The following is a 13,908-nucleotide window of genomic DNA, read 5'->3' as shown; positions in this document are numbered from 1 at the left end:
TCTCTCCTTATTTCTCTAAAGCCATACGTACGATATCCGTTACGTGTGTTTCTGGCCCATAAACTTCGATATAGAGACCCAAACGGTCTGCCGCATCTTTAATATCTTTGAGACCTTTTTCATAGTTCGGTCCGCCACGGCGTACATAAATACGGGTATTATGTTCTTTCATACGATCCGCATAGGTTTCGAACGACTGAATAATACCGGTAAAGGTTTTTGCAACATCGGTAAAGTTCGCAATCGCACCGCCGATAATAAGGATTTTATCGCGTCCCTTAGGATCTTTGTGACGTGTCATCAAATCCAAAACCGTATCCGCGTAGAATTTAGTCTCACCTGTAGTCGGTCCGCCTGAATACTCACCGTAGTTGGCAAGATCGGAAACGTTACCGGAGAGGTCTGCGATGGTATCGGCATAAACAACCGATGCTCCACCACCTGCTACCATCGTCCAGATACGTCCCATTGGATTAAGGATGGTCAATTTCAATGAAGCACCCGATTTAGAGTCTGCTTCTGCAATCGCTTTTTCTTCCGGAGTTTGATCTTCCATACCAAACGCCGTCGGGAACTCAGCACCGCACCATGATTCGCCCATCATGAACCCTGCCGTGTCATCCAGACGCGCAACAAGGTCAAGAATGTGCATATCATTACCGATCATAACGATCGGATTGATTTCAAGATAAGCGAAATTCTGATCTCGGTAGAATTTGTAAAATTGTTCTGCGAAAGCGATAAAACGCTCTTTGTTCTCGGCAGGAATTCCCGCAGGAACATTGGCACGGATCAAGTGAGCAATGTTTGCATCATCCATAGTGATAGGAATGGTTACTTCGTTAACTTTCTCTTCCCAACCCTCTTCAACTTCCATACCGCCCTCAGCCGATAGATAAAGAACATCGTCTTCACCGACTGTGGTTGCAGAAATATAATACTCTTGATCTTGAGAGTGTGGAGTAAACGGCTCAATAATAAAATGAGTTAATGTTCCGTGTTGTCCGGAGAGAAGTGTCGTTTCGTGAGCGATTTTTTCGTCGATCCATTTAGCGGCTTCTTCAAGCGTGACGTCACCCGGTTTAGTAGTTTTAAACAATACAAGATCATTTTTACCGCGTTTACCGAAGAGCATATCCGGTTTGGCAACAAGAGCTTCTTGTTTCAACCATTCAAAACCGTGTTTTTGTGCACAAGCACGTAATTCATCACCATTAGTTACCAATACTGATTTGAAACCGTAATGAAAACCACTGAAGTATTTTTCCCAATGTTTAGAGAAAATTGCTTTACCGTCGTATTCACGAATCGCTCTTTGAGCCATTGCAACTCCTTCGAAAATCTATTTAAGAAATTATATCATTTATAAGGATTTTGAACGGTATCTCGAAAGTTTTAGAGCGAAGAAGATTGTTATTTGTTTACTTTCGTAACATGTGTCTCATATACTGGGATATTTATGTAACTTATTGTAACTTTATTCCCCTTTGAGCTTGCTCCATTTTCTAAACGGTAATCCTCACAGTGGGTGATTCCGTAAAAACGAAGTCTCATTTGAAGCTTTTTATCCCCGGCATCGATACATCGGATATTATCCTCATGCAATACACCGGAAAGCTCTTTTGCAATGTGCATAGGATAGGAAAAATGGCGTTTTGGATCATCCAAAAAGCGATAAAAATAGTGGTTAAAGAAAACAGCTAATACATTTACTATTAGAAGGATAAAAGCACTGTAAAAGAGTATTTGATAGCGTCTTCGAAATTCACGCAGCCGGATACGGTAAGTATGGAGAAAAGTTTGTGCCGCAAGAGGCAATGCGATCAATAAAAATGGGGCAAAGGTTTGTATTTCCACTTTTTGACGAAATGAGAGCAATAAAGAGATGATAAAGGCGCTCATAGCAATCATCCAAATCAAATCCCACTCTTTGGCCATCATTCGACGGTAAAGAACGTAAAAAAGATAGAGGAAAACGATCGGTGAAAATATCGCGGAATATACCCCCAAAGCGTCTAAAAAACGGCTTTCCGGTGATCCGCCGATATGAATACCATACATCCATAACGATAGTACTAAAAAAATAGACCCGGAGAGGGTGTAAATATACTCTTTTCGATAGGTTCCATAAAGGGCAAGTGCAAAAAACAGATAAGCAAAGGACGGATCAAGAATTACCAGTAAAGGAAGTAAAATCAAAGCGTAACGCCCATAGTTCAAATACATATAAAGAAAAAGAAAAAGAGAAGTAATAATCAAGCCGGCATTATCAACAACCAATCCTGCACTGGTGACCCCGGGAAGAAGAATGTAAATCAATACTATCCATAAACGATCATTGGCACGCGAAACATAATGTTTTGATATGCCATACAGCAAAAATACCGAAAGAAGATGTAGGACAATCATCGGGATTCGTAAAGCGTAATCATTCTGACCAAAAATATGAAGTGAGGAAGTAATAAATAGTTGTAAAACAGAGAAGTCACCATAAAGAATTTTTGCTTCATGGTAGCCGATAGAGAGCCCTTTGATTTGCAAAACAAGAATTAAAAAATTAATCCCTAAGAGTGCTAAAAAAAAGACTCTTTCTCTCATAGTTTTAGAAAATTGTTGAGAATCTCATGCCCGAATTCGCTCATAATCGATTCAGGATGAAACTGAACGCCGTAAATCGGTTTGTCTTTAATCTCTAACGCCATAATCTCATGATCATCTTCACTATACGCTGTCGGGATAATGACATCCGGAAGATTTTCCTGTTCGACGATCAAGGAATGATAGCGGGTCGCTGTAAACATCTCAGGAAGTTTATCAAAAATAGGGGTATTTCCCTGACGCAACATTCTTGAGGTTTTACCGTGCATCATTCGATTTGCTCGTACTACGTTTCCTCCAAAAGCCTGTGCAATGCTTTGATGCCCCAAACATATCCCTAGAATAGGTACTTTATCGGCAAAATGACGAATGACTTCGAGAGTAACCCCTGCATCATCGGGAGTTGCAGGTCCCGGAGAGATAATGATTTTCTCAGGATGAAGCGCTTCAATCTCTTCTACCGTGAGTTCATCATTACGAATAATTTTGAGATCCGCCCCAAGTTCTAAACAATACTGAACAATGTTATAGGTAAAACTGTCATAATTATCAATCATTAAAATCATTGTTCTTCCTTACCACGCTTTGATGGTATTATACAAGCTATCACGCTCAATTGGTTCAAATCCGCTGTTCTTAATGAGTGCAACGAACTCTTCCAAATTAACACCATGAGCACTTGCCGCTCCAGCGGCAGAGTTAATCGACTCTTTTTCGATCGTACCATCAAGGTCATTCGCTCCGAATTCTTGGGCAACAAGGGCTAAATTTACCGTTGAGGTAACCCAATACGCTTTTAAATTCGGAACATTATCCAGTACGATACGGCTGATCGCCATCGTTTTTAAAATTTCGTGCGCGGTGATAGACTCTTTGACATTCAAAAAGTTGTTCTCCGTCTGATAAACAAGGGGGATAAAGCAGTTAAATCCCCCTGTAACATCCTGCAAGTCTCGAATCCGCATCATGTGATCAATACGATGATGTCGCTCTTCGACATGACCGAAGAGCATCGTGACGTTGGACTTCATCCCTCGCTCATGCCATTTACGGTGGATTTCGAGCCACTGCGTGGAATTTACTTTTCCTTTGCAGATATAATCACGTACTTTTTCATCGAAAATCTCCGCACCGCCGCCGGGCATCGAATCAACGCCGTTCGCCACCATCAAATCCAAAATCTCATCATAGCTTTTGCCATATTCTTCGGCTAAGAAATGAACTTCCGCTGCTGTCAGGGCTTTGATGTGTAGATTCGGGTGACGTGCTTTGATCTTACTGAAGACTTCGAGATACCACTCCAACCCCGTGTCAGGATTGTGGGCTGAAACGATATGTACTTCCGAAATTCCCCGTGCAACGATATCGTCAGTAATCGCCAAAATTTCCTCATGGCTCATCGTATAGGGATTGGGATTTTTACGGCTCGCACTGTAGGCGCAGAATTTACAGATATCTTTACAGATATTGGTGGGATTGATGTGGCGGTTAATATTAAAATAGGTACGTTTGCCGTGTAACGCTTTGCGACGTTCATCAGCCAGTTCGCCGAGGGTAAAGAGGTCTAAATCATAGAGGGCTGTTGCTTCTTCTATGGATAACCGTTCATGCCGTTTTACTTTTGCTATCAAATCCATTATATAAATCTTTATTGCTTATTTTTATGCGCATTATAGCAAATGTTTTTTAGGTCTGTCTCGTTCTTTTAGTGTAGAGACCAAACTGTATTGTGCCGCAATTTCAATCTACCAGTACTCTTAATTTTATTAGGCAATTAAGGTTCCTAGAAAGTGAAGATTGAATATCTGACCCCTATTTTGCATGTGCCCGAATGCCGATGGGTGGCTAACACCATCCTTTGTATAGGTAGTTCCGCCTGCTGCTATTTTTACTGTTAATGTGTACATAATTTTTTCCTTTTTTAAATTTTACGCATGCCGTGAATGGCAAAGTACATTTCAATCTCTTTGAGTTCAGGGAATGCTTTGAGATTTTCCAGTCGAATACGATATTTACCTTTAGGTAATCTCATCTCCTTAACCCACCGCATATCATGAGCCATTTTTCGACCGTCTAAAAGATAAAAACCTCTAGCATCCCTACCGCCCGCTTCAATCGTAGCCTCATAAAACAGTGTTGGCTCTTTATCTTTTTCAAGACGATAGATCGTCAGTTTGACGGGGGTTATCGTACCTTTTATCTCACTTCCATCTATGTTCCTTGTTCCGCCACCTATAAATTCATCAAGCCAAGGTGTCGAATCTTTAATCTCTTCTCTATATTTTCCTGATGGATACCGCACAAAAACAAGCCAAAAATCTCTGTATTTTTCACTATCATCACTACGTATCACGAAATCAGCCACAATCCCTGCTTTGCTCATATCGATCGGTACTTCTATCGGGGGTTTAGGAGTATCATCAAATAAATCCCCAAACCACCCCGCATGTAAACAACTCATTAGTGCCATTATGATTACTCCTATTTTTAGCATGGTGTTTCCTCGCTTATGTTGTTGATTGATACGACTTTGCCGTGTTGAAACTCGACTTGAAAGGTTTGTAGTCCTTTGTCAGGATACTGAGTAGTGTTTTGGAAGGTCATCCAAATTTGGGAGTTGTCGGGTTGTGTTGCTTGGGTTTTTATGATGATAGTGGGGTCTGTGTCTCTGTCCCATACATCTTCATCTGCTATGACTCGGTAAAAGTATGCTCCACCTGCTAAACTCGCTTCGCGGGTGTTCATCCCTAGAATGACTTGTTTAGCGGATATTACCTGCACTGGAGATATCTGTTTCATTTAAACTGCCTTTTTTTGGATTTGATTTTGATTCATGTTAATCCTTCGTTTTAATGGTTTCATCTCACACTCAACCCTTCATCGAGATATTTGATCATCGGATAGATAAAGAACTCAATCACTCTACGTTTTCCGACTTTGAGCTCTGCCGTAACACTCATCCCCGGATGGATGGAAAGGGTTTTCCCCGCCCCTTTGAGTCTCAGGCTAGATGGTGCTATGGCTAACTCATAGACGGGTTCTTGGTTGAGTACGGTTGCTTTTATCAGCAGCGGCGCATCTTTGGGGACGATAGTGATGAGTTTTTCGGCCGGAGTAACGATCCAAAAAAAAAAAGCTGGCTTCCCACTTTCGCGGGAAAGACGGCAAATCATTTGGCTTTTTCAAAAATCACCATCTATTTTTATTTGTTAAATGATAATAATGTTTTATAGCTTTATAGGGGATAAAAGGGAAATGGCGGATGTCAACTTTTAGTAAACCTCATCATGACTGCCGATGTCCATCAAAATAATTTGTTCATCTGTTATAACAATCGTAACAACAATACGGTATTCATACGTGAGTCGGCAGGAGTAATATTTGGAAAGTTCCCCTTTAAGCTTGTGCATTTTAAGGGTAGGAGAAAAAGGATCGGATTGAAGTAACGCAATGACTTCCCCAAATCGGGGAAGTAAGTCACGATGTTTTTTAAAGAATTTTTGAGCCGTCCGTTCAAATGCTTCCGTTTGATCGATGGTATACATTTAACTAACGTTTTTTGTTAAATTTTCCAGATCAAACGGTTTGATTTTCCCTTCATTGACCTCTTTTTCTGAGATACACAAGCGTTCTAAAAATTCTAATCGCTCGTTGTTTATAATCGCGACTTCATCTTTTTTAAAATGGGATAACAACCACATAAACTTTTCACTGACACTCTCTTGCACTTCTAAAGTTATCGTTTGCATAATGGTTCCTCATTGGAGGTATTTGAGATAATTATAGCACATTTGAGAACAGGGCCAAAAGGGTTAAATCTGAGCATAATAAGAAAGTTTTTACCAATCAAATAAGACAGTACAATTTTTATTGGACTTTTTCGCACAATACAGTGCCTTATCGGCACGTCCTATCAGAGTTTCCAAGGTATCTCCCTGCTGATGAATAGTCACTCCGACACTGATAGTAACATGAACATTTTTACCGGCATAGAGGAGATTGCTTTGCTCGATTTTTGAGCGTATCTTATCCGCCATTGTCTCAGCCTGCGTCACGTCACAGCGATTTAGAACAACCGCGAATTCTTCTCCTCCATAGCGATAAACATTATCTGCGGTTCGAATCATCCCTTTAATCGTCTGTGCGATAAAATAAAGCACTTTATCCCCCGCTACATAACCGTATTCATCATTAAGGAATTTGAAATTATCCACATCGATCATCATGAGCACCAAGGAGAGTTTTTTGTTCGCACCCGCTTCAATCGCGGGTTCAATCTCTTCACTAAATCCTTGACGGTTTCCAACCTTGGTCAACAGATCGATTGTGAGCGCTGAACGAGCGTCCTGAAGTTCGTCGGTGAGTGAATCAATCTTGGATTGTGCTTTATCAAGCTCATCCGACATATTTCGGTTAAGTGAGGTTAATTCCTCGATAAAAGTGACAAACTTTTCGATCGAATCCGAGGGAGCGTTATCAAGACATTGACGTTGTTCTTCAGCAACCGATGCGATACCGGAGTGCGATTCGATAAACGAGGCAACCGAATTTTCAACCATATCGAGATATTTACTTACATCTTCTTTGGAATCACTCAATACTTTTTGATCGACATTTTCCTGATCTTTACGAAGCGCCTCATCCGCTGCTTCCCTAAAAAGTTGGTCAAAAATCTTTTTGTATTGTGAAGGATAAGCCGGAATCTTCATGGAACGCAATAGCCCCATCGTATGATCATGAATTTCTAAAACTTTCTGATAGATAGGAATAGGGTCCATTTTCACTCCTTTTGCTATACGTTAAAACAATTGTATCATCTTCATGTGAACTTTCATATTTTCTCATTCTAATCCTATTTTTGCTTTTTTTTAATCTCTTACTGTTCTCAAAAAAAATGATTATGCGCTACAATAAAATAAAAAGTAGCCCTATGAGTATCAACGAACAAATTGAAGACCTCATCGAAAAGAAAGCCAGTGATTTTGAGATATCTAAGATCTTCAAATCCTATATATCTGATTATAAAAATTCACTTCCTGAAGTTTTTGAACGCAATCAAGGTAAAGACTTTCTCGTCACCCATACAAAAACACTTGATTCGATTATCTCCCTGATGTACAAAACCGTATTGCGCCGCCTATTCGGCAACTACCTGCCGATGCGCAGTTCTATCCCTATCACATTTATAGCATTGGGAAGCTATGGACGTGAGCAGTTGTGTGTTCACAGTGACATCGATCTTATGATTGTATATGAAAAAAATGAGGGATATAATACCGCCGCCATTATCGAAAAGTTCCTCTATCTCGCTTGGGATGCAGGGCTCAAGCTCGGTCATCGTGTCCACGAAGTGGATGACTTGCTGGGAGCTTCCCGCGAAGATATAACGATTAAAACCGCTATGATGGAATCACGCCTCATTATCGGTTCGCCGTTTGCGTGGAGCGCTACTCAAAATAAACTCACCGCCATCCGTTATGATAATCCCAAAGCCTTTATTATGGCAAAAATTGAAGAAGCGGATGTGAGACGACAAAAATTCCCTTTTTCTATGCAACCAAACATTAAAGAGGGCGTAGGTGGGCTACGCGATTCGCAGCTATTGTACTGGATTGCAAAAACACTTTACGGAGTCAACAGTCTCAAAGAACTCAGCGGCAAACTCTTTAGCGAAGAGCAGTATCGTGAATACCGTATTGCCTTAGAACTCCTCTTTCGTATCCGAAGTGCTCTGCATTTGCTCACGGGAAAACAGCAAGATCAGCTCGCCCTTGATTATATGCCGCGCATAGCTCAAATGCTCGGTTTTAATGATGAAAAACGGCTGGTTACACGTTTACTTGAAGCACAATGGAGAATTAACAACTTCACTCAAATCTACGTTAAAAAAATGGCGCGTATCTACATGCACGATGCCAAAAATACCTTGTACTTACGACAGGGAAGAGTCAGTAAAGGATTCTATGCGATTGATGGCGTATTGTACGCTTCATTCAACCATACCCCTCCTCCGATCGATTCGCTTCTCGAAATGCTCGTCAATTTAGAAGATAAAGAGTGGGTGTTTGATTCAAGCGTTCTGTTCCATTTCACCTATTCGCACATAAAACATCCTCTGCGTGCCAAAACATACGCACTCATGCGAAAACTCTTCGAACGCGACCATCTTTACGTTATTCTCAAACTTTTTTACGATGCTGGGATCCTTCACCACCTCATCGGAGCCTTTAAAAAAGTACTACACCTGCCGCAGTTCGACGGATACCACCAATATCCTGTCGATTTACACTCAATTAAGTGCATAGAAGCCCTCGAAAATATTCAAGACCCTTACGTTGACACTCTCTATAGACCACTGGGGATTGTCGATAAAACGCTATTAAAAGCGGTGATTTTACTCCATGACACCGGTAAAGGGCGTAAACAAGATCACAGTGAAATTGGGCCGAAGCTCATTCTCCCTTTCATTAAAAATCTCAAACTCTCCGCAACGCTCCATGAGCGTGCCGCATTGTTGGTTCGCCATCACGTCTTAATGACTCACGTAGCGTACCGTGAAAATCTCTATCACGAAAAAACCCTTTATCAATTCATGTCCAAAATCAAAACACCTGAAAATCTCAAGCTCCTCTATATCCTAACCTATGCAGACGTTAACGGTGTCGGGCCGGGAACCTATACAGGATTTGGGGCGAATCTGCTTCATGAACTCTACGAAGCCTCACTCGAAATTGCATCCCAAAATGATCGTATTACCGACGCTATTAAACGACAAAATAAAGAAAAACGGCTCGCCCATGATCCTGAATTTATCGAACTCTCTAAAATTGAACAGAAAAAAGTCCTCTCTATCGAATCAAACCTCTTTTTCTTTAAACATACACCCAGCGAAATTATCAATATCTCCAAAGAAGCCTTTCACTGTCAGAACTTTACCTATCAGCTCAATATTGACGGCGGTCTGGTTATCCATATTTTCCGTCGTATTCCTCTCAACTTAGGCTATTTGTTAGGTAAGCTCAGTTATCTAGACGTTGCTTCAATGGATATTTTCACCCTCTTTGATGGGATTAAATACTTTAAAATTGAGTTTCTGCAACGCCCTCGCGAAGGGACAATGGAGCAAATTGAAATTATTGTCGAAGAGGCATTTGATATGTCTAAAAAGCTCAATCTCCCCAAACCGATTATCAAACCCAGTGAAATCACCCTCGATTGCGATCACTCCATTCACTATGCTCAGCTTAACCTCCATACGACGAATCAGCGGGGATTATTGGCCTATTTCGTTCAGTGTTTTGACGAAGCACAGATCAATATCGCTACCGCAAAAATCCATACCAACAAAAATATGGCACGAGACCACTTCTTAATTGAAAAACAAAACAGAATGTGCGATAATGCGCGCGAAATAATTGCTAAATTGGTAGGAGAATAACATATGTGCGGTATCGTCGGATATATCGGAGTTAAACCGGTTAAAAAGATATTGATCGACGGACTTCGAGAGCTCGAATATCGCGGCTACGACTCTGCGGGAATCGCCGTACTGCAGGAAGGAAGCTTTTCCCTATTTAAAGCGGTTGGAAAACTCATCAACCTTGAAGAAAAAGCTCAAAATTTTGAAAGTACCGGATTCTCTGTCGGTATCGGACACACCCGCTGGGCAACGCACGGTAAACCGACGGAACTTAATGCCCACCCGCATCTGGGACAAAATTCTTACGTCGTTCATAACGGTATTATCGAAAACTATCAAGAACTCAAAACAATGCTTACCGCTCATGGGGTTCAGTTTTTAAGTCAAACCGATACCGAAGTGATCGTCCATCTTTTCGAGCATCAACTCAAAACCGCAGTTTCTCCTTTTGAAGCATTTCAACAAACTCTCGCTCAACTTCGCGGTGCATACGCAATCTTGCTCGTCAATGCAGATGCAGAGAGAACAATTTTCTTCGCAAAACACGGTTCTCCTATGATCATCGGACGCAATCACGAGGGTGAAACGCTTTTCGGTTCATCGGACGCGGCCTTGATTGGTAAATGTCACGAAGTCATCTATCTCGAAGACGGCCATTATGGCTATGCATCCGCCGATACAGTGGCTTTATATGATGAGAACAATAACCCCGTTATTTTGCGATTTACCCCTCTCTCCGAAAACAAACTCTCCGCTCAAAAAGAGGGATTCCGATTTTTTATGGAAAAAGAGATTTATGAGCAAAGTACGGTTTTGGCCGATACCTTATTGGGGCGATTACGTGATGAAAATGTCTATTTTGAAGAATTAGAAAACACTCTGTTTGAGGGGATAAATGAAATCAAATTTTGTGCTTGCGGGACCAGCTATCATGCTGCATTGGTCGCAAGTTATCTCTTTGAACGCCACGCAAAAATCAAAACTTCTGTCGAATTCGCCAGTGAATTTCGCTACCGCGAACCTTTCCTCACCCCTGACACCCTTTTCGTCGTTATCAGCCAAAGCGGTGAGACTGCCGATACGTTAGAGAGCCTTAAAATGGCTAAAAAGTTCGGTCTCAAAACCATGGTTATCTGTAATGTCGACAACTCCTCGATGGTACGCCTTGCCGATGCGTCCATCCTTACCCGTGCAGGAATTGAAAAAGGGGTGGCCTCGACTAAAGCATTCGCTACCCAAGTATGTGTATTGTGGATGCTCAGTCTCTATCTCGCAAGCAATCGTAAAACACTCGAAAGCTCTGAAATTCAGCGTCAAATCGGCTTACTCCGCACACTCCCTGTAACAGTTGCCGTTGATAACGCACTGCACGAACAATTGCGCCGCCTCAGTAAACGCTATCTCCATGGGCACGGTTTCTTCTTTATTGGACGAGATGTCTTTTTCCCTCTTGCTCTGGAGGGTGCTTTAAAACTCAAAGAGATCAGCTATCTGCACGCTGAAGGATACCCAAGTGGAGAGATGAAACATGGTCCGATTGCCCTCGCTGACCCGGAACTCTTTACCATAGCCCTACTCCCGGAACATAAGCTTTATGATAAAACCAAAAGTAATATCGAAGAGCTAAGCGCACGCGACTCAACGATTTGTTCTATCAGTCCTCTCGATTTTGACAAAGCGGATGACCATATTCGTACAAAACATACCGGGGATTATATGCTCGAGTTTTTCGAAATGATGGTTGTTTTACAACTCCTCTCGATGGAAATCGCTATCCGTTTGGGCAATGACGTTGATATGCCTCGCAACCTTGCAAAAAGTGTTACGGTCGAATAAACCGTACCGCCTAACTCTACTTTCATCTAACTTTAAAAATTATTTAGATATTGTCAGTAGTTTATAAATATTCTATTCCGTCAATTCAACGTATAAGGCAATGAAATATGAATGCTAATCGGAAAATATTATTTATCGTCGCTTTGATGCTTATCGGGCTCGCTGTTGCTACGATTACTAATGTTGCTCTCAATTTTCGTGATTACGGCTATAACAACGCGATTGAAAAATCCAAAATGACCGCTGAAATTGTTCGTGATGGTTTAACAGCACACATGGTTAACGGCATTATGGATAAACGGGAGTTTTTTCTCGGCAATATCGCCAATATCAAAGATGTTCAATCTCTTTGGATTGTACGTTCTCAAAGTGTTATCAATCAATATGGCGAGGGGATGCAAAATGAAAAACCACGTGATGCTATGGACCGCAGAGTTCTTAAAGAGGGGGTCACCGTTCGAGAAATTCGGGAAGATTCCAACAACGCGGTTTTGCGTGTAACCATTCCCTACACTGCAACAGCATATGGGACGCCAAACTGTCTTACCTGTCATAATGTTAAAGAGGGAGAAGTTTTGGGTGCCATCAGCATGGAGTTCAATATCAATGAAATCCGCCAAACCGGTGCTATGACGATTGCTAAGATTTTTGCCATCAATGTCGTATTTATTATTATAGCGCTGTGGGTTACCAATTACTACTTCAAACCGTATATGAAACTGTTTGAAAATCTCCAAAATGGAATTAAGCGGGCACGTACCGGAGATTTTAGCTTCCGTTTCACGACAACCCTCAAAGATGCCGGAAGTGAAGTTGCAGAGCAGATGAATACCCTGTTTCAAAAAATGGAAGAGACCTTTGGCGGGATTAAACACAATCTTAATACCTTTGCATCCCGTTCAAACATCTCCTGCAGTGATCCGCTCAGTACCGCTGGAATCATTATTCAAGAGCTCTCCGATGTCTATAAATTCAAAAAAACCATCGAACTTGACAGTACCAAAGATGCTATTTATGAACGCTTTGTTTACGTCCTAAAAGAGAAATTTAATTTTGCCCATTTTGCCCTCTATGAAGTGGATAAAAATACTAAAGAGCGTAAACTGATCCATATTACTGATAACAAAAGTTTTTGCCTTCCGGTTGCCGATAAAGATGCGATGGAGTGCCGTGCTTACCGCACTGCAAGTGACGTTTATTCAACCGATTTCCCCAATATTTGTGCCAACTGTGCCGACGATAAAGAGTATTCGTGTATTCCGTTCAATATCAATGACGATTTATCGTTGATTCTCTCTTTTTCAGCTAAAGACCATACAACCATTGAAGCGATGAATCTCTCCTTGCCAAGCATCAAAAACTATTTCGAAGCGGCAAAAGCGGTCATAGAGAGCCGAACACTTATGGATAAATTACGAGATTCTTCACTTCGAGACGGTGCCACACGCCTCTATAACCGCCGCTTTTTAGAAGAATTTATTGACAAAAGTTCAGAGCAGGCGCTCCGTTCACATATCACGTACGCTATTTTAATGATTGATATCGACTATTTTAAAATGATCAATGATACTTACGGGCATGATGCAGGAGATATTGTTATTAAGACCCTTGCCGAAATCCTTCAAGATAGTATCCGAAAAGCCGATCTCGCTATCCGTTACGGAGGAGAAGAATTCTTAATCCTTCTGTACAATACAACGCCGGAAGGTGCAACGCAAGTCGCTGAAAAAATCCGTATGCGTTTTAATGAGAAAAAGTTCCAATTCGGCAACGATACGGTGGAAAAAACACTCAGTATCGGAATTGCTCATTTTCCATCACAGGCTGATTCAATCTGGAAAGTCATCAAATATGCCGACTTGGCCCTCTATGAAGGAAAACATACCGGACGTAACCGCGTTATCGAATTTGAAGCGAGCATGCACAGTGGAGAGCAGTATTAACCTATAGACTTCTTATTTACCTACCACTTCGTTCGTGGTGGCTTCACGTGCCCTCTGGGCATGTCGAACCATGAACTTGCGCACTCTTACGACAAAACAAGAGTACCGCTC

13 protein-coding genes are annotated in these 13,908 nt (G+C 41.5%); 3 read left to right on the top strand and 10 right to left on the bottom strand.

All coding sequences use genetic code 11. The features are described from left to right. Positions 1-7: 7 nt before the first annotated feature. The 10 genes from B649_RS03385 to B649_RS03340 all read right to left on the bottom strand — a co-directional run bounded on the left by B649_RS03385 (position 8) and on the right by B649_RS03340 (position 7,376). On the bottom strand, positions 8-1,324 hold the full coding sequence (locus B649_RS03385) for an ATP citrate lyase citrate-binding domain-containing protein (protein WP_015653104.1): 1,317 nt from the start codon (positions 1,322-1,324) through the stop codon (positions 8-10). 89 nt (positions 1,325-1,413) lie between these two features. Then, a complete protein-coding gene (locus B649_RS03380) occupies positions 1,414-2,598 on the bottom strand; it encodes a hypothetical protein (protein ID WP_015653103.1) in 1,185 nt (394 codons plus the stop codon). Continuing rightward, complete coding sequence (locus B649_RS03375; protein WP_015653102.1) at positions 2,595-3,164, bottom strand: aminodeoxychorismate/anthranilate synthase component II; 570 nt, start codon at positions 3,162-3,164, stop codon at positions 2,595-2,597. The genes B649_RS03380 and B649_RS03375 overlap by 4 nt, the downstream gene beginning before the upstream one ends. A 9-nt stretch (positions 3,165-3,173) precedes the next feature. Then, positions 3,174-4,235, bottom strand: coding sequence for an aminofutalosine synthase MqnE (gene mqnE, locus B649_RS03370; protein WP_015653101.1), 1,062 nt, complete (start codon positions 4,233-4,235; stop codon positions 3,174-3,176). Positions 4,236-4,519: 284 nt separating this feature from the next. Further along, positions 4,520-5,059: a DUF5625 family protein gene (locus B649_RS03365; protein ID WP_291750929.1), complete on the bottom strand. Its 540-nt coding sequence runs from the start codon at positions 5,057-5,059 to the stop codon at positions 4,520-4,522. A gap of 26 nt (positions 5,060-5,085) precedes the next feature. Next, positions 5,086-5,397: a hypothetical protein gene (locus tag B649_RS03360; RefSeq protein WP_015653099.1), complete on the bottom strand. Its 312-nt coding sequence runs from the start codon at positions 5,395-5,397 to the stop codon at positions 5,086-5,088. Between the two features lie 59 nt (positions 5,398-5,456). Beyond that, on the bottom strand, positions 5,457-5,771 hold the full coding sequence (locus B649_RS12065) for a hypothetical protein (protein WP_015653098.1): 315 nt from the start codon (positions 5,769-5,771) through the stop codon (positions 5,457-5,459). Positions 5,772-5,870: 99 nt separating this feature from the next. Continuing rightward, entirely contained in the window at positions 5,871-6,143 is a 273-nt protein-coding gene (locus B649_RS03350; RefSeq protein WP_015653097.1) for a type II toxin-antitoxin system mRNA interferase toxin, RelE/StbE family, read from the bottom strand. Then, on the bottom strand, positions 6,144-6,347 hold the full coding sequence (locus tag B649_RS03345) for a hypothetical protein (RefSeq protein ID WP_015653096.1): 204 nt from the start codon (positions 6,345-6,347) through the stop codon (positions 6,144-6,146). Between the two features lie 90 nt (positions 6,348-6,437). Continuing rightward, on the bottom strand, positions 6,438-7,376 hold the full coding sequence (locus B649_RS03340; protein ID WP_015653095.1) for a GGDEF domain-containing protein: 939 nt from the start codon (positions 7,374-7,376) through the stop codon (positions 6,438-6,440). Between the two features lie 152 nt (positions 7,377-7,528). Between B649_RS03340 and B649_RS03335 the strand changes: the two genes are divergently transcribed. The 3 genes from B649_RS03335 (at position 7,529) to B649_RS03325 (ending at position 13,797) form a co-directional block, all read left to right on the top strand. Continuing rightward, positions 7,529-10,036, top strand: a complete 2,508-nt coding sequence (locus tag B649_RS03335) for a DUF294 nucleotidyltransferase-like domain-containing protein (protein WP_041192388.1) — start codon at positions 7,529-7,531, stop codon at positions 10,034-10,036. Positions 10,037-10,039: 3 nt separating this feature from the next. Beyond that, positions 10,040-11,854 carry a glutamine--fructose-6-phosphate transaminase (isomerizing) gene (glmS, locus tag B649_RS03330; protein ID WP_015653093.1) on the top strand — a complete coding sequence of 605 codons (1,815 nt, stop codon included), beginning with the start codon at positions 10,040-10,042 and terminating at the stop codon, positions 11,852-11,854. Between the two features lie 107 nt (positions 11,855-11,961). Continuing rightward, the gene (locus tag B649_RS03325) at positions 11,962-13,797 is read left to right on the top strand and encodes a GGDEF domain-containing protein (protein WP_015653092.1); all 1,836 of its coding nucleotides are present in this window, start codon (positions 11,962-11,964) and stop codon (positions 13,795-13,797) included. Positions 13,798-13,908: the final 111 nt, after the last annotated feature.

Source organism: Candidatus Sulfuricurvum sp. RIFRC-1, assembly GCF_000310245.1.
Classification (GTDB): domain Bacteria; phylum Campylobacterota; class Campylobacteria; order Campylobacterales; family Sulfurimonadaceae; genus Sulfuricurvum.
Note: the sequence above shows the minus strand (reverse complement) of the source record. Positions and strands in the feature narration are given on the sequence as shown.

Coding starts and splice junctions, on each gene's coding strand:
- B649_RS03365 (WP_291750929.1), bottom strand. CDS start 5,059: ATGAGTTGTTTACATGCGGGGTGGTTTGGGGATTTATTTGATGATACT.
- B649_RS03385 (WP_015653104.1), bottom strand. CDS start 1,324: ATGGCTCAAAGAGCGATTCGTGAATACGACGGTAAAGCAATTTTCTCT.
- B649_RS03325 (WP_015653092.1), top strand. CDS start 11,962: ATGAATGCTAATCGGAAAATATTATTTATCGTCGCTTTGATGCTTATC.
- B649_RS03360 (WP_015653099.1), bottom strand. CDS start 5,397: ATGAAACAGATATCTCCAGTGCAGGTAATATCCGCTAAACAAGTCATT.
- B649_RS03380 (WP_015653103.1), bottom strand. CDS start 2,598: ATGAGAGAAAGAGTCTTTTTTTTAGCACTCTTAGGGATTAATTTTTTA.
- mqnE (WP_015653101.1), bottom strand. CDS start 4,235: ATGGATTTGATAGCAAAAGTAAAACGGCATGAACGGTTATCCATAGAA.
- B649_RS03345 (WP_015653096.1), bottom strand. CDS start 6,347: ATGCAAACGATAACTTTAGAAGTGCAAGAGAGTGTCAGTGAAAAGTTT.
- B649_RS12065 (WP_015653098.1), bottom strand. CDS start 5,771: ATGATTTGCCGTCTTTCCCGCGAAAGTGGGAAGCCAGCTTTTTTTTTT.
- B649_RS03375 (WP_015653102.1), bottom strand. CDS start 3,164: ATGATTTTAATGATTGATAATTATGACAGTTTTACCTATAACATTGTT.
- glmS (WP_015653093.1), top strand. CDS start 10,040: ATGTGCGGTATCGTCGGATATATCGGAGTTAAACCGGTTAAAAAGATA.
- B649_RS03350 (WP_015653097.1), bottom strand. CDS start 6,143: ATGTATACCATCGATCAAACGGAAGCATTTGAACGGACGGCTCAAAAA.
- B649_RS03340 (WP_015653095.1), bottom strand. CDS start 7,376: ATGGACCCTATTCCTATCTATCAGAAAGTTTTAGAAATTCATGATCAT.
- B649_RS03335 (WP_041192388.1), top strand. CDS start 7,529: ATGAGTATCAACGAACAAATTGAAGACCTCATCGAAAAGAAAGCCAGT.